Here is a 15,788-nt window from a genome sequence, read left to right on the forward strand (position 1 = left end):
TTCTCGCATCATCAATTTAAAAAACTACACCAGATTGAAAAATCACATTAGCGTATGGTGTACATTCTCCGGTACGGACAATCGCTTTGCTATCTATCGTTTTTACTTTGAAAGTATCATGGCTAACATAAGTTATATCGATGGCTTGATATTTCTTAATAGCCGCTAATAACGCATCATGTAACTCAGGACTAATCATTTTCATCTCTTCAGCGATTATCGCCCCAGTAATTTGCATCTCACTCAATACCACTTCAATCGTTTCTAAGAGGCTCGGTACACCATGTGTTAAAGCAAGATCAATACGCTCAACTTGAATAGGGATAGGTAAGCCCGCATCGCAAATAGTGATCTCGTCAAAATGTCCTAATGAAGCAATACAATGAGATAGCTTGGCATTCAATAATGCAGATTTTTTCATTTTCCATCCTTTTTTATTAGCCACTCTGTAAATAGATATTTTCGATAAAAACACTAAAAAAACGATTGCGCAATCGTTTCGATGAGTAGAAATCTAAACATTATTAAAAAAAATGCACTCCTAATATTGATAAAAAGAGAGCAAGTTCACGTAAAATATTTTAAAACTGTTAAACCACAATATTTATCTAAAATCTTACTTGCTTAAGCACCTCAGGCTTGTTACTAATAAAATATAACAATCATGATGGAAATATTTATGAGCAACCAATTAATACAATTAAAACAAATGTCTACCGTGGTGGCAGACACTGGCGATGTGCAAGCAATTGCAAAATACCAGCCTCAAGATGCAACCACGAACCCTTCTCTATTATTAAAAGCGGCTTCTTTACCTCAATATAAAGAGCTATTGACGCAAGCAACAGAGTGGGCCAAACAACAATCACAAGACGCACAGCAACAAGTGATCGATGCCAGTGATAAGCTTTCGGTGTTGGTTGGATTAGAAATACTTAAAACCATTCCTGGACGCATTTCTACAGAGGTTGATTCCCGTCTTTCCTTTGATACGCAAGGTTCGATTATCAAAGCGCGTAAGTTAATCACTTTGTACAATCAAGCTGGTATTACAAACGACCGTATTCTTATTAAATTGGCTGCTACATGGGAAGGGATTGAAGCAGCAGAAACACTTGAGAAAGAAGGAATTAATTGTAACTTAACCTTGTTATTTAGCTTTGCTCAAGCACAAGCCTGCGCAGAAGCCAATGTATACCTTATTTCTCCTTTTGTGGGCCGTATTTTAGATTGGTACAAAAAAGAGACAGGAAAAAAATCCTACCCAGCGGATCAAGATCCAGGTGTTATTTCGGTTACTAACATCTATAACTACTACAAACAGCAAGGTTATAAAACCGTTGTAATGGGGGCTAGTTTCAGAAGTGTAGAAGAGGTGTTAGCCCTAGCTGGTTGCGATCGGCTGACTATTAGCCCTGATTTAATGGCTGAGTTACAAAATAGTAATGCGCCAATCGTACAAAAATTAAAAGATCCAAACACACCTAAACAACAGATTTCACCTTTAACTGAAAGTGAATTTCGATGGTCATTAAATGAAGATGCAATGGCAACAGAAAAACTGGCAGAAGGGATCCGTAATTTCACTTTAGATCAAATAAAGTTAGATCAACAGTTATTAAACCTGTTAACAGCTTAATTAACATTTCTAACTTTTCTGTAAGCTTTATAAGAGGGCTTGATAAATCAGCTCTCTTTTTTGATATGCTAACTAGCAAGAAGTAATTTAGTGTCATATTCTCATTATTTACCATACAAAACTTGCTACAAGCACTAAGAAAATCAATAATACTCGCCTTTAATTAACCCTAAGTCTCAATACGCTTATTTTATGACTGAATCAAAAACGCTTATACTTCTGCAACAATGACCAGCGTACTAGATATAAATGAAATACGTTTTCTAAAGGTATACCTTTGACAGAACAGAAAAAACTAATACCTAGAAAAATTTGGTTACTCTGGTATCAAGGCATTGAGAATGCCCCCTACCTTGTAAAAAAGTGCATAAAATCTTGGATTGAAAAAAACCCAACTTGGGAAGTAATTGTACTAGATAAGCATAACCAGCATGATTATGTAACATTAGAAACACCTGAAAAAGTATTATCTAAGCTATCACCTGCTCACCGGTCAGACCTTCTACGCTTAAAATTACTACATGAATATGGTGGTGTTTGGGCTGACAGTACTACTTTTTGTAATAAACCGTTAGACCAATGGATAGACAAATACAGCCAATCTGGATTTTTTGCTTTTGAGCGCCCAGGCAAAGATAGACTTATTGCTAGTTGGTTCTTTGCTTCTCAAGTAGGTAACCCTATCACCATTAAACTTTATGAACTAATGGAACAATATTGGATTAAAAACGACTTTGATAAACCTACTGAACTACAAATAAAAATGACAACTTTGTTTTCAAGGCTATTCAATAACAACATTAAAAATACAAGACACTGGTTTAACCCTTTAGTGAGAAAAGGATTAGGTATCACTCCTTATTTTATATTTCACTACCAGTTTCAAAGATTAATATCCGTTGATAAAGCATCAACAGAAATTTGGGATAACACCTTAAAGGTTAGCGCAGATGGCCCGCATCTAGTACAAAGAGCAGGATTATTTTCACTGCCTACAACTCCAATTAAACAAAAGCTAAAGCAAGCTGACGCGCCGTTATATAAGTTAACCTGGAAATATGATCATGATAACTATGCACCGCATACATTGCTTTATCATATTTTAGAAGAGTGTGAGTAATAGAAAAATAAATGAGCCCCAATCATAAATATATGATTGGGGCTCATTTTAAAGCTTATAAATCGTAAAAGTTGATTATAAAGCGTTAGCTGTTTCTACAACGTTCTTAACAGTGAAACCAAACATTTCAAACAGTTGATCCGCTGGCGCAGACTCACCAAAGGTTGTCATACCAATCACTTTGCCGTTTAAGCCAACGTACTTGTACCAGTAATCTGCAATACCCGCTTCAATAGCAACACGTTTAGTCACTGCCGCCGGTAATACTAACTCTTTGTATTCTGCTGATTGCAGCTCAAATTGCTCTGTACAAGGAATCGATACCACACGTACCGCTTTGCCTTGTGTTGTTAGTTCAGCAGCCGCTTGCATCGCTAATTCAACTTCTGAGCCGGTTGCGATTAAGATAATCTCAGCAGCTGCTTCAGAGTCCAATAATACGTAACCACCTTTAGCAACGTCAGCTAATTGCTGTGCATCACGCGCTTGTGGTTTTAGGTTTTGACGACTGAAAATCAATGACGTTGGTGCATCAACCGATTCAATAGCAAATTTCCAAGCAACAGCAGATTCAACGCTGTCACATGGACGCCATGTATTCATGTTAGGTGTTAAACGTAAGCTGGCAATTTGCTCTACAGGTTGGTGTGTTGGACCATCTTCACCTAGACCAATTGAATCATGTGTAAACACTTGAATTGCACGTTGCTTCATTAATGCAGACATACGTAATGCATTACGCGCGTATTCCATGAACATTAAGAAAGTTGCACCGTAAGGTACAAAGCCTTTGTGTAATGCGATACCGTTAATGATAGCCGCCATTGCAAACTCACGAACACCGTAGTGTAAGTAGTTACCTGATGCATCATCAGCCGTAATCGCTTTAGTACCAGACCACATGGTTAGGTTAGATGGCGCTAAATCCGCAGAGCCACCTAGTAGCTCAGGCAACATTGCACCGTAAGCTTCGATACAGTTTTGTGAGGCTTTACGTGTTGCAATATTCGCTTGGTTTGCTTGTAAATCAGCAATGTAAGCAGAAGATTTCGCTTCCCACTCAGCAGGTAGTTCATTATTAACACGACGTTTGTATTCTGCTGCTAGCTCTGGGTAAGCCGCTGCGTAGGCTGCGAACTTTTCATCCCAAGATTGCTCTGCCGCTTGGCCTTGTGTTTTGTTATCCCAACCTGCGTAAACGTCAGCTGGGATTTCAAATGGACCGTACTCCCAACCTAAGGCTTTGCGAGTTGCTGCGATTTCATCGTGACCTAATGGCGCACCGTGACAATCGTGTGTGCCTTGCTTAGCTGGTGAGCCGAAACCAATGATAGTTTTACAACAGATAATCGTTGGTTTAGTGGTTTCTGCTTTCGCTGAAATAATCGCCGCTTTGATTTCTTCTGCATTATGACCGTCTACTGACAGTACTTGCCATCCGTAAGATTCAAAACGTTTAGGTGTATCGTCAGTGAACCAACCTTCTACTTCACCATCGATAGAGATACCGTTGTCATCCCAGAATGCAATCAGTTTGCCTAGACCTAATGTGCCGGCTAATGAGCAAGCTTCATGCGAGATACCTTCCATTAAACAACCATCACCTAAGAAAGCGTAAGTGTTGTGGTTAACGATATCGTGCCCTTCTTTATTGAATTGCGCAGCTAAAGATTTTTCAGCAATCGCCATACCAATAGCGTTAGTGATACCTTGGCCTAGTGGACCCGTGGTTGTTTCAATACCCGGCGCATAACCATACTCTGGATGACCCGGTGTTTTTGAATGCAATTGACGGAAGTTTTTAAGGTCTTCGATTGACAGGTCATAACCAGTTAGATGCAATAGAGAATAGATAAGCATTGAGCCATGACCGTTAGATAGAATAAAGCGGTCGCGGTCAGCCCAATCTGGATTAGTTGGGTTGTGCTTAAGAAAGTCAGTCCATAGCACTTGTGCAATATCTGCCATCCCCATTGGTGCGCCAGGGTGACCTGAATTGGCTTGTTGAACTGCATCCATACTAAGAGCACGAATGGCATTAGCTAACTCTTGACGAGAAGGCATCTGTTTCTCCTGATTACATTTAGATTTAATAAAGAATATGTGCGGATATATCTGGTGCGGATTATCACAAATACGTGGTACGGGGGCAAACGATAATTTACAAATTGATCACATAATTGGAGAAAATAAAGTTTAACTGGGGAATCGCATAGAAAATGCAAAAATGAAGCTCAATAATATGAAATAAAATAATTAAGGGTAAACTAAATACCCTTAATAAAGACTGTTAAGTTAGCTTTGTTGCTCCGCATATCCAGTATTTTTATTCGGACCAAAAACAAAGATAATTCCCTGATCTAATAATATTTGTGTGGTTTTATCAAAAAAGGTAATCGCTTGATCTGTTGGCATATGTTTAAGAATCAACTCAATCGCAATATCAAATCCTTTAGCATCAGGCAGTGCCTTTAATAACTCTCCAGACTCAATGAAGTACAAATAAGTATTAATTTTTTCTTGTAGAGTAAAAAGATGTACATCATCATGATCCCAAACTAACGGATCAATAATACTTAAAAATACACGTTTCGCTTCCTTTTCCATGCCAATAGCATCAATACTGTCTGTTTCAACTACGCTCATTACTATTCCTAAATTCCTAACTATTTTTATCTAATTAACTTTATGCATAAATTTACAGCTTAAGTCATTGGGTATAATTCACGCCACATAGCCATTCCACCTTCAACACTATAAGTATCTTTATAACCTTGATCAGCTAAATATTGAGCAACACCTTTACTACTATTACCATGGTAACAAACAACAAATACAGGTGTATTAAACTGCACTTTTTCAAAAAACTCTTTGAGTGTTTCATTATTTAAATTAAAAGCACCTTCTGCATGATCAGCTGCATAAGACTGTGCATCACGCGTATCCACAAGAATAGCTTGTTCATTTTCTAAACGTTGTTTGGTTTCAGCTATTTCTATTAGCTTATATGTGGACATTTTTTATTCCTTTATTAAATCAAGATATGTAAGTTAACGTATTTATTTTAAATATAATGCACTAAAATCAACTACTTTTCTATTTAACTATAAATCATATCTAAGAGCTTAAATTTATGTTCTATGAAGCAATAGATTCACGGTTTTGGAGTTTTTTCTCGCCTTTATCAATTAACCCCAATTGTCGTGAAATAATTGTTTCAAATGAAAATCGCTCAATACTTTCTTGATTGGGAATGACCGGCGAGATTAAGTATTGATTTATTTTTTCTGATAATAATAAATAATCTCCAGTTGGAGTTAGACCTTGGCTAAGCTCTGCAGTTAAAATTTCATGAACCGGACCACAGTCTGTGCTAATCACAGGGACTCCACACGCAAGAGCCTCAACAATCACATTACCAAAGCCTTCACAATCAGAGCTTAAAACAAATAATGAAGCGGCTTTATACCAAGGGTAAGGATTACACACAAAACCAGGCATAATAACTGAATCTCCCAACCCTAATTCAGCAATGAGTTTTTCAAGTTCACACCTTTGGTTTCCTTCTCCTAATATTACTAATTTATAATCTTTAACATTTGCTTCATGGTAAGCTTTTATCAATAGATCAAATCTTTTTTGTTTGGTCAAACGTCCTATACCTAAGATATATTTCCCAGAATAAACGTCTACATTTTCTTTGCTTAATAGTTTGACTCGTTCGATATCACAAGGGTTATGTATCGCCTCAAATTTTTTAGGTTGTATACTATTTTCAGCAAGCATATTAACAACAGGCGATGTGATATGTTCCGAGACAGCAAAATAAAGTTTATCTTGGAAAAGGCAACGATTGGTTCTAAGGCAGTAATCTTTCATTAAAAAATTATTATGGGTTTTAAACTGATAAGGCAAATGAAGGCTATTAACTATATCATCACGGTCAAGCCACCAAGTACGCTTAATTGAACGTAACCCTCTAATAAAAATAGCATCAAACTTTTTTTCTGACTCTAAAGTTTTTAATAGATTTAATAGTAGAGGCTTGAATATTGGCTTAGAAAGAAATAACTCACATGAAGGGACAATGTGTCTAAAAAGCAATTTATAACTTACATAATACAACGCTAATAAAGGGTTTCTTTTTAAAAATGACTTCATATCTAAAGTATGTAATTGACATTCAAAATCTAGTTTAATTGATTGTCCTTTTTCTAGACAGACAATATGAACCTCATTACCTAATGAGGCGTATGCCCTAGCCAATTCGACAGTTATCTTCTGGATACCACCAAACTTTAAATTATGGACAACAAATAATACTTTTTTCATTTTTATACCTAGAATCATATTTAAAGTTATTATTTAAATAACATCAAATATGTACAGTTTTACGACTTTAAAGCTCTAGTTTAGTTTATAAAAATTAATATGTTACATAAATTAACAATAATTTTTTTTGATTTTTAGAGGCGGCTTTAAAATGCTCATTAAACCAGCGATAAATAAACATAAAGTGTCGCCTGCACTCCTTGTTCGACATTAAATTTATTGACAGCTCTTTCTTTAGCATTTTTACCGTAAAGCGCACATAATTCTCTGTCATTATATAACTTCATAATTGCATCAGCTAACTCTTGAGGTTTAGATGGCGGCACAACAATACCTGAGTGACCATCTTTCACTAATTCTGCATTACCGCCGGTATCAGAAACGATAGCTGGGATACCATAGGAGTTAGCTTCTAACACAGCACGACATAAGCCTTCTCGTTTGGTTGTTGGCAAAACCGTTAAATCAGAAGCAGCAGCAACTTCAGGGGCATCAGTTCGATAACCTAGAGCATGAACACGACCAACACGTCCGCTTGACTCAATCAAAGCTTGTATTTGTGGCGATGAAGGATCTGCCCCTACTAATAAAACATCTAGATTTGTATCCTTCGGCAATAGAGATAATGCTTCCATCAAAACAGGTAATCCTTTACGGGGTCTTAAATTAGCAACTAATGAAATTACAAAGCTACCGTCTGCTAATTTTAAATCTGATAAATCAGCTTTAGGGTTTTGGTACCAGCTGCTATCGTGACCTTTGTAGACAGTTACGGCTTTATCTTTATGTCGGCCAAGATGAGTTTTAAGCTCTAGCTCAACAGCCTTTGCAACACAAATAATTTTGTCTAAGCGAGGATGAAGCAATGTTAAGTAACTTAAAGGATCTATCCGACTCATATTGCCAGTCTGCCCTCTGTAAGCAATTGCTTTCACATCCGTACCGATAGCTGCCATCGCACCATTACAGCAAGCAATATTATTAAAGAGATGAAGAATTTTAATATCGCGATCTTTAATCAGCTGTTTGATTTTTTTAATAGAAGTTAATGAAAATTTCTTATTTAACTTATCAGTGAACACTTCTATCCCATGTGACTCAAACAACGCGATAAGTGGGGAGTTTGGATTACACAATGCAGTGACTCGTACTTTCCCTGTTTTATGTAACCCTATTATTTGAGATGCTTCAGGACGTATAGGGTTAATATTTTCACGGGCATGGTGTGTCACAGCTAAAACATTGATCATGTTAGTTTTAAATCCAAAAAATTGATAAAATGAAGACCGACTCTTAAAGGGACTTATCAACCTAAAAAGAATACGAGTAAAAGATTATTGATTAATCTAAGAAAAATAGTTGCCTATTTTTCTGCTTTAATGATTAATTATCAAAAACTATAAAAAATAAATATATGATGTGTAGAGTATCTTATCCCTTAAAACCAATCAAATCAGATAAGTAGGAGTCTCCCACAACAATCATCGATTTATTTAATATTTCCAATATTTTAGCTTTTTACGCATTTTAATATTTTGGATAAAATTACGCGGTTTTGTGTCTTGCCAACCACCTTCAATCATTTCATCAACTGCAGATAAAATTCTTCCAGAGGATTGACCATCTAAGTAAGGCGTTATCGCTGGTCCATAAGCTTTAATGTGCTCTTTTAAGGTATTAGATGGCGATAAAGCTTGTTGAATAGCTCCTTTTAATTCGGCAGCTTCTGTTATGTTAATGAAACAATTTAAAGGTGCTCGATTGTTAACAGTCACAACAGGCTTATTCAATAATAGGAACTCTTGAAAAATAGATGAATTATCGCAAATTATTAAATCAGCTCGATGCAATGCTTCAATAACCTGATCATTACCAAAAAAGACTAAGTTGTCCCCCTGTAAAGCCTTGTACTTTTCTACTGTTTGCTTTGCCATTTTAGGATGTAAAGTGACTAACCATTGCCACTGACTATCCTGACTTAATCTCTTAATTTCTTCATAAACAAGCTCAGCACAGGATAATGAAGTAGAAAAAGTTGATGAGAACAAAATTTGAGGGCGAGAAAAAGTACTTTGAGGCTGATACTGAAATAAAGCGTCTAACTTAACCCAACCTGTTTCAACTACTTTGCAATGAGTTTTATTTTTAATCGCATCCTTCAACATGCCTGTACGCTGCGGTCCTTCAGTACAATAAAGATCAAAGAGTCCTCTCTCAGGATAAGTGTTACCTCGCTTACTTTGATTTAATCCATGAAAAACTTGTACTTTAATTCCTGGTATAAAACCTGGAACATGATTTCCAGGAACAAAAACAGCATCAGGTTTATAAGCAATAGCCTCATCGATTGAGATTAGCAGAGACTCATTATCTTGCAGATATTGAGCAGATGCTTCTTTCCCAACGACTAACCATTTGACTTGATAACCTTGATTAAGAGCTTCTTTTTGTATTGGACGAAGGATATCGAAAGAGTAATTTTGCTCAACATAAAGAAGAAATTTTAACGACTTTCTTTCTATATTTGATAGTGATGCATGCATTGATTTACCCTACAATTTGAACTAAAAACAAAGAAGAGTAGTGTACACTACATCTTTTTAGCAAACAGCGAATAATTGATAATATGCTTTTACGTTTAACTTACCGTCTTTTATTAATATTGATTGCACCAGTTTTTCTAATTGGTCTATACAAACCAAAGCCTAACAAACCTAAATTTGGAAAACGTTGGAAAGAGCATTTTGGATTAACGCCAGCTATTCAAAAACCATTTGAGAACCCAATTTGGGTTCATGCTGTTTCTGTAGGTGAAGTCGTTGCTATTACTCCTTTGATTAAAGCACTTAAGCAACAAACTCCTTCTCTTAATATAATTCTGACTACCACCACCAGCACCGGTGCTAATGAAGTTGAAAAGTTAAGAAATTTGGTTGAGCACCGTTATATGCCCTTAGATTTCACTTTTGCTGTTAAAAGCTTTATCAAGCGTATGCAACCTAGAGCATTATTTATAATGGAAACCGAGCTTTGGCCTAATACACTGTATTGTTGCCAACGTAAGAATATCCCTGTGACGGTTATTAATGCTCGATTATCAGAAAGATCTGCAGCACGTTATAAAAAATTTCCTTTCATCTTTAATCTATTACTGAGAAATATTGATTTTGTCTTAGCGCAAACTCAACAAGACGCAAAACGCTTTATTAAGCTTGGTCTTTCTGCGCAGCAAACTCAAGTGACAGGCTCTATTAAATTCGATATCAAAGTGACACCAACACAATTAGACGAAGCGAAGAAGTTAAGAACAGCTTTGGGCAATACTCGACCTGTATGGATTGCGGCAAGCACACATAAAGGCGAAGATGAACAGATTATTGCAGCTCATCAACAAGTATTAACGAGCATACCAGAGGCATTATTAATTATCGTGCCGCGTCACCCAGAACGCTTTAGCTCAGTACAAGAACTCATTACCAAAAATAAGTTATCGGTCATATCAAGAAGCAGCCAACACAACATAACAGAACAAACTCAAGTTTATCTTGGCGATACTATGGGTGAGATGATGATATTGCTGGGTTCAGCAGATGTTTGTTTCATTGCTGGTAGCTTAATTGGTGATAAGGTCGGCGGACATAACCTACTTGAAGCGGCTGCACTTAAAAAGCCTATTTTAAATGGCCCAAGTTATTTTAATTTTAAAGAGATCACAGAGCAATTAATAGCATTAGGCGCCTGTACTGTTTGCCATGATTCCAGAGAAATTGCTAATGCAGTAAAGTATTTATTCGCAAATGTACAGGTACAAAATGAGCAAGGGGAACAAGCATTAGCATTTGTTGAAAAGAATCAAGGCGCTCTACTTAAAACAAGTAAAGCGATGAGCAATCTTATTCAAAATAACAAGTTAAATGATTAATTAAATTTCAAATAAGACTCCAGGAAACTCCTTTTTAATCCCTTGAATATCTAGGTAATATTGCTTAGCGAGCATCATTCGCTCACTATCATTAAAGGGTGAAAACTTTGTATCACCTTGATTATTTTTAATGATATCAGAGACTTGCCTTTTATATTTTTTAGCTGGCACATCAGTATTAATTAACTCTATTTTGCTAATGGCTTCAGCCGAGAGTGACTTGGTATTAATAGGTGCTTTAATATCTTCAAAATCAGGAAAATCAATGCCAAAAAAATGTGATAATACTGCATTTTTATTCTGTAAATAATCTTTCATCGTCCATACTGATATTTTAACATTAGGAAGGTTAGATTTCAGAACCCTAACCAAACTTAACCAGCTAGGAGGATTTTCAATTATCTCTTTTTTCACCCCTTCAAATCCGCCTTGTAATGCTTGAGAACGAATAACTTCAATGTATGCAGATGGAATTATCTCAACTTGTGGTCTTATTGAAAGAAAAACAGAAACTTCAGTTTCCTCACTTAAAGCAGAAATTATATTTAAATATTCAGAAGTTGGTGAATAAAAATCAGAACCAAGTAGCCCTGTTGACCAACCTAAAAAATTATCTTCTGAAATCACAACGGTATCGCAACCTCTTCGGAGAGGTTTAATACGGCTATAAAAGGCACTTTTTAAGAATTTCCCATTAAGTTTATGCCTCCAATTTAAGCTACCTGGTTTAGCAAGTGCTTTACACTTTCGAAGATCAGAACGGGAGAGGTAGTCAATTCCTTGAGAATGAAGCGCTTCTCTTTTTGTTTCAGCAATATTTTGAATATCAGTAATTGCCGTTTTATGCGCTCCTATATGTATTTTCCATTTTGTTGTTGTACTTTTCAACATCGACTATCCCGATAAATAATTATTAATAAAATTATGGGTATTAATACCCTATGACATACTAATTAGAAAACTAAATACGACTTAATCCCGGTAGCTCTTTAAAAAGAGACTCCAATCATCTAAGCTCCACTGAATTTTACGTTTATTAACCTCTTTATTAAAAGAACGCAGTAGACGACTTATGTTAGCTTGTTTCCAACTATCGCCAGTTTGTTCATTACACTTATCAAAATCAATGATCCAAACTTTTCCTTGCTTATCCAACAGAATATTATGGATGTTTAAATCCGTATGATTAATCTGTGCTTTATGCATTTTTTTTATCTGTATTGCTATCGCATGGTATTCAGCTTCGTTCAACCTACGTTGACGTAAAATGTCAACTAAATCCTGCGCATCAGGAATTTTTTCAGATAACAAATCCGCTTGATAAAAAGGCCCATTTTTTATTACTCGTGCGGCTATTGGACGTGGAACATTTACATCAAGACTCTTAAGCTTGTGAAGTAGATTAAATTCAGCAATTGAGCGCGTCTTTCCCCAGCCATTGAATAAATAATGGTCAGAGATAATTTTACCAAGCAACCCGCCACGGCGATAATGGCGAAGCGCGCCTTGCATCGAATCTAATTGCACAAACCAGGTTGTCCCTCGCCCAGTCGCACTACCAGTTACTTTATTAAGTTGTTGCCAGTGTTGAGGATCAAAACAACGTTCTATATCATCGCGAATTAAGCTATCATCAAACATAATATAACAGTTATTTTGCTCAATCGTTTTTAACATGACGAGATTCCATTTACCGAAAAGAAAAGATATTAACATGCCTCTATTTACATCTGTATCAAGGTGTTAAAAATGTAGCAATAATTAAAAATCTCTTTTTAATAAATAAAAACCACATATCCTTATGATTTTAATATCCTTTTTTATTTTAATATAAAAAATAAATTTCTTAATTTTTTTAAGGTATTTCTTTTTATTATTTCTACCGTGCCCGCCTAAAATAGTAAAACCGGACAAGTTTCTAACAGACCTACTTTCACCCAATAAATAAGTACAATTCGCTTTTTCCTTCCATAAAGCATACGAAAAGCTTAATTGATCCCTTCTAGAGTATTTATTAACCACATCCCACCATATTTCGCTTACTCTCTTAACTTTATCCGTATTATGCTTTCTTAATAAAAGATTAGTTTCAAATAAACCATAATGTTTAGGGAAACCTTCTTTTGAAATAAAATTTACTACATTTTTTATAGGTCCAGGAGCATCTTTACCCGATGCCTCACATGCAGCCGCCTCTTCATATATACAATCCCTCAAGGGATGCTTTATAGTAGAAATTTCATCATTATTAGATATAGCTAAATTAATAAACTTATCAAGTGTCTTATCAAGTACATTAATATTTGTATCAATCCACAAAGAGTACTCATATTCAGGGAATAATTTATGAGGATTTGTTTTATGCCACCTTGCCGTTTTTATTTTATTATTCTCATCATCTTGATTTTTAACTAAATGTTGAAGAGGTCTAATTTCCCAGCCATTTTTTTCTTTTAAATTGCATATATCAGTGAAGAGGACATAATCCCAACCTTCCATTTTATGTTTATGTTTCGGAATCTCATCATAATGTCCAACTAATGCCCCATAAACTACATTTTTATTCTTCATAATCATCATTCCATTTATCAAAAGCGCCTTGAATAAATATTTTAACTAATACTTTCTCTCGCTCAGTCCTGATTACTTTACTTCGTAAAGTTAGATAGCCAAATATTACACTAAACTTCTAGCTCTATTCATACAATTTCGACTGTTGATGAAGTATCATAAGTAATAATTCAATGAAATTACTTGGAACACCTTTTATGATCCCTCTATTTACATCAGCCCCAAGATCTATATGTCTCCTACGTCTATCTGCTATCGGTGATGTTTGTCATGCAGTTGCTATGGTCCAGGCTATTCAAAAACAATGGCCTTCTACTAAAATAACTTGGATTATGGGGAAAATTGAAGCTCAGTTATTAAATGACTTACCCAATATTGAAGTGATTATTTTTGATAAAAAAACAGGCTTTAAAGGGATGAAATCGATATGGAAACAACTTTCCGATAGGAAATTTGATGCACTGTTACATATGCAATTAGCTTTAAGAGCAAGTGCCTTAACTGTAGGTATTAAAGCAAAACATAAAGTAGGCTTTAACCGTAAACGTGCTAAAGAAGGTCAATGGCTGTTCACAAATAAAAAGATCCCTGATACCGTTTCTCTGCATGTATTAGATAGCTTCTTTGAATTCGCTTATTACCTTGGTATCAATAAAGCCACACCAACATGGAATATTCCATTGAGTGACTCAGATATCAGCTTTGCACAGAACATTAGCTCATCTGGTAAACCACTCTTTGTGATCAGCCCTGCCGCAAGTAAAGATGAACGTAATTGGTTAACAGAGCGCTACGCAGCCATTGCGGACTACGTCATAGAAAAAGGCTTTGAAGTTGTATTGTGTGGTTCCCCTACTCCGAGAGAAATCACTTTAGGCCACAACATACTAGATTTAATGCAACACTCGGCAATCAATTTAATTGGGAAGACGTCACTAAAACAACTTACGGCTACATTAAAACAAGCAAAAATAGTTTTAGCTCCGGATTCAGGCCCAGCACATATAGCAACAACACAAAACACTCCAGTTATTGGTTTATACGGTCACAGTAACCCGCTCAGAACAGGGCCTTATTTAAGTCAAGATAACGTGGTCAGTGCCTATAAAAAGCATGTTCAATTACAGCATAATAAGCCAATTTCAGAGTTGCCTTGGAGTGCCAGAGCCAAAGGGGAGCATATTATGAAGGATATTAGTTTGGAGCAGGTTATCAACGTCATTGATCACTTAGATTAAAACTGAAATATCAATACTCAGAAAACATAAAAGAATTTTTACTGAGTATTGATGATTTAACGTAGGGGATTATCGGGTATCATAACCTAACAAAGAAAAGTCTTTTTGATAGCATTGGTTAACTATCTCTAACATTTTTAATGTATAAATATCATCTAAATCTACGCTAGATTTACTAACAGCATTACGGTGAGAAAATGTAACCTGTTTTTGCAACTTTTTAGTTAATAAAATCTCTGTTTCATTAAGCTTTTCTATTTTTCCTAAATAATTACACAATAAATTATTATCATCATCGAATACAAACTTATATTGAGGAATAAAATGTTCCGCTTTATTTTCAACAGCATAATTTAAGCCACCTTCAATAATAAACGACTCAAAGCTATCATATTTAGCCAAATATAATTCCCACCATGCACGATCAATATTATTCATACCGCCGCTTTTAAGGTAGTTATATGCTGAATGTAATCGGGTGTATGGGTTACGTGTAATAGCAAAAGAAAAAGCCTGAGAAAATTTAATTTCATCTTCCTTTTTGTAGTCTGTTGCAGAAGCATGATGCGATCTATTCTGATTATATAATGCTTTCACAACAGACATTCCAGCTGCTTTAGGAATATGTATAAACAACAGCTTTTCATTAGTTTCGTTAAACAAAATTTTATTTGCATAACTAATTCCATTACCTTTTAGTTTACGTTTCATTTTTGTAACTTTTTGTTTGGACTTATACTGCTTATATAAACTAATTGGAACAGAAAAAATCAAACTAAAAAAGTGAGATGTAGTTTTAGAACGGTTATTTTTCACACGCACAGTGAAAGACATATAGTGACTTCCCTTACTTAAAAACAATCATCCATAATAGAATTTAAATAAGTAAAGAATGTGCAAATCGGGCTGATATATATAATTATTTTCTAAATTAATGTTATGAAATGTCAATTATATTGAGGTGTT

The 15,788-nt window shown here is 35.4% G+C and carries 15 protein-coding genes; 4 read left to right on the forward strand and 11 right to left on the reverse strand.

What is annotated here, in order from left to right; translation table 11 throughout:
• Positions 1 to 16 precede the first annotated feature (16 nt).
• Complete coding sequence (gene rbsD / locus V5290_RS06300; protein WP_333382956.1) at positions 17 to 421, reverse strand: D-ribose pyranase; 405 nt, start codon at positions 419 to 421, stop codon at positions 17 to 19.
• Positions 422 to 679: 258 nt separating this feature from the next.
• On the opposite strand from rbsD, the gene tal reads away from it, so the two are divergent.
• The gene (gene tal, locus V5290_RS06305) at positions 680 to 1,639 is read left to right on the forward strand and encodes a transaldolase (RefSeq protein ID WP_333382958.1); all 960 of its coding nucleotides are present in this window, start codon (positions 680 to 682) and stop codon (positions 1,637 to 1,639) included.
• A gap of 277 nt (positions 1,640 to 1,916) precedes the next feature.
• The gene (locus V5290_RS06310) at positions 1,917 to 2,759 is read left to right on the forward strand and encodes a capsular polysaccharide synthesis protein (protein WP_333382960.1); all 843 of its coding nucleotides are present in this window, start codon (positions 1,917 to 1,919) and stop codon (positions 2,757 to 2,759) included.
• A 75-nt stretch (positions 2,760 to 2,834) separates the two neighbouring features.
• Here the strand turns inward: V5290_RS06310 and tkt are convergent, their stop codons facing one another.
• The 6 genes from tkt to V5290_RS06340 all read right to left on the reverse strand — a co-directional run bounded on the left by tkt (position 2,835) and on the right by V5290_RS06340 (position 9,634).
• Complete coding sequence (gene tkt / locus V5290_RS06315) at positions 2,835 to 4,823, reverse strand: transketolase (RefSeq protein ID WP_333382962.1); 1,989 nt, start codon at positions 4,821 to 4,823, stop codon at positions 2,835 to 2,837.
• 231 nt (positions 4,824 to 5,054) lie between these two features.
• Complete coding sequence (locus V5290_RS06320; RefSeq protein ID WP_333382964.1) at positions 5,055 to 5,405, reverse strand: DUF6572 domain-containing protein; 351 nt, start codon at positions 5,403 to 5,405, stop codon at positions 5,055 to 5,057.
• A 59-nt stretch (positions 5,406 to 5,464) separates the two neighbouring features.
• Positions 5,465 to 5,776, reverse strand: coding sequence for a thiosulfate sulfurtransferase GlpE (gene glpE / locus V5290_RS06325; RefSeq protein ID WP_333382966.1), 312 nt, complete (start codon positions 5,774 to 5,776; stop codon positions 5,465 to 5,467).
• Positions 5,777 to 5,897: 121 nt separating this feature from the next.
• Complete coding sequence (locus V5290_RS06330; protein WP_333382968.1) at positions 5,898 to 7,091, reverse strand: glycosyltransferase; 1,194 nt, start codon at positions 7,089 to 7,091, stop codon at positions 5,898 to 5,900.
• 158 nt (positions 7,092 to 7,249) lie between these two features.
• Complete coding sequence (locus tag V5290_RS06335) at positions 7,250 to 8,341, reverse strand: glycosyltransferase (RefSeq protein WP_333382970.1); 1,092 nt, start codon at positions 8,339 to 8,341, stop codon at positions 7,250 to 7,252.
• A 243-nt stretch (positions 8,342 to 8,584) separates the two neighbouring features.
• Positions 8,585 to 9,634: a UDP-N-acetylglucosamine 2-epimerase gene (locus V5290_RS06340; RefSeq protein WP_333382972.1), complete on the reverse strand. Its 1,050-nt coding sequence runs from the start codon at positions 9,632 to 9,634 to the stop codon at positions 8,585 to 8,587.
• Positions 9,635 to 9,717: 83 nt separating this feature from the next.
• Between V5290_RS06340 and waaA the strand changes: the two genes are divergently transcribed.
• On the forward strand, positions 9,718 to 11,013 hold the full coding sequence (waaA, locus tag V5290_RS06345) for a lipid IV(A) 3-deoxy-D-manno-octulosonic acid transferase (RefSeq protein ID WP_333382974.1): 1,296 nt from the start codon (positions 9,718 to 9,720) through the stop codon (positions 11,011 to 11,013).
• On the opposite strand, the gene V5290_RS06350 is transcribed toward waaA, so the two are convergent.
• The 3 genes from V5290_RS06350 to V5290_RS06360 all read right to left on the reverse strand — a co-directional run bounded on the left by V5290_RS06350 (position 11,014) and on the right by V5290_RS06360 (position 13,584).
• The gene (locus V5290_RS06350) at positions 11,014 to 11,904 is read right to left on the reverse strand and encodes a hypothetical protein (protein WP_333382975.1); all 891 of its coding nucleotides are present in this window, start codon (positions 11,902 to 11,904) and stop codon (positions 11,014 to 11,016) included. It abuts the gene before it with no gap.
• Positions 11,905 to 11,985: 81 nt separating this feature from the next.
• Complete coding sequence (locus tag V5290_RS06355; protein ID WP_333382976.1) at positions 11,986 to 12,690, reverse strand: 3-deoxy-D-manno-octulosonic acid kinase; 705 nt, start codon at positions 12,688 to 12,690, stop codon at positions 11,986 to 11,988.
• Positions 12,691 to 12,774: 84 nt separating this feature from the next.
• Entirely contained in the window at positions 12,775 to 13,584 is an 810-nt protein-coding gene (locus V5290_RS06360) for a glycosyltransferase domain-containing protein (protein ID WP_333382978.1), read from the reverse strand.
• A 200-nt stretch (positions 13,585 to 13,784) separates the two neighbouring features.
• On the opposite strand from V5290_RS06360, the gene V5290_RS06365 reads away from it, so the two are divergent.
• A complete protein-coding gene (locus V5290_RS06365; RefSeq protein ID WP_416351602.1) occupies positions 13,785 to 14,822 on the forward strand; it encodes a glycosyltransferase family 9 protein in 1,038 nt (345 codons plus the stop codon).
• A 69-nt stretch (positions 14,823 to 14,891) separates the two neighbouring features.
• Here the strand turns inward: V5290_RS06365 and V5290_RS06370 are convergent, their stop codons facing one another.
• Positions 14,892 to 15,656 carry a sulfotransferase family 2 domain-containing protein gene (locus V5290_RS06370; RefSeq protein WP_333382982.1) on the reverse strand — a complete coding sequence of 255 codons (765 nt, stop codon included), beginning with the start codon at positions 15,654 to 15,656 and terminating at the stop codon, positions 14,892 to 14,894.
• Positions 15,657 to 15,788: the final 132 nt, after the last annotated feature.

The sequence above is a fragment of the Psychromonas arctica genome, assembly GCF_036697365.1.
GTDB classification, from domain to species: Bacteria; Pseudomonadota; Gammaproteobacteria; order Enterobacterales; family Psychromonadaceae; genus Psychromonas; species Psychromonas arctica_A.

What these genes read in the sequence shown, in the direction of transcription:
- V5290_RS06320 (WP_333382964.1), bottom strand. Translation starts at nt 5,405, where the DNA reads ATGAGCGTAGTTGAAACAGACAGTATTGATGCTATTGGCATGGAAAAG.
- tkt (WP_333382962.1), bottom strand. Translation starts at nt 4,823, where the DNA reads ATGCCTTCTCGTCAAGAGTTAGCTAATGCCATTCGTGCTCTTAGTATG.
- V5290_RS06335 (WP_333382970.1), bottom strand. Translation starts at nt 8,341, where the DNA reads ATGATCAATGTTTTAGCTGTGACACACCATGCCCGTGAAAATATTAAC.
- V5290_RS06355 (WP_333382976.1), bottom strand. Translation starts at nt 12,690, where the DNA reads ATGTTAAAAACGATTGAGCAAAATAACTGTTATATTATGTTTGATGAT.
- V5290_RS06370 (WP_333382982.1), bottom strand. Translation starts at nt 15,656, where the DNA reads ATGTCTTTCACTGTGCGTGTGAAAAATAACCGTTCTAAAACTACATCT.
- tal (WP_333382958.1), top strand. Translation starts at nt 680, where the DNA reads ATGAGCAACCAATTAATACAATTAAAACAAATGTCTACCGTGGTGGCA.
- V5290_RS06350 (WP_333382975.1), bottom strand. Translation starts at nt 11,904, where the DNA reads ATGTTGAAAAGTACAACAACAAAATGGAAAATACATATAGGAGCGCAT.
- V5290_RS06330 (WP_333382968.1), bottom strand. Translation starts at nt 7,091, where the DNA reads ATGAAAAAAGTATTATTTGTTGTCCATAATTTAAAGTTTGGTGGTATC.
- glpE (WP_333382966.1), bottom strand. Translation starts at nt 5,776, where the DNA reads ATGTCCACATATAAGCTAATAGAAATAGCTGAAACCAAACAACGTTTA.
- V5290_RS06360 (WP_333382978.1), bottom strand. Translation starts at nt 13,584, where the DNA reads ATGAAGAATAAAAATGTAGTTTATGGGGCATTAGTTGGACATTATGAT.
- waaA (WP_333382974.1), top strand. Translation starts at nt 9,718, where the DNA reads ATGCTTTTACGTTTAACTTACCGTCTTTTATTAATATTGATTGCACCA.
- V5290_RS06340 (WP_333382972.1), bottom strand. Translation starts at nt 9,634, where the DNA reads ATGCATGCATCACTATCAAATATAGAAAGAAAGTCGTTAAAATTTCTT.
- rbsD (WP_333382956.1), bottom strand. Translation starts at nt 421, where the DNA reads ATGAAAAAATCTGCATTATTGAATGCCAAGCTATCTCATTGTATTGCT.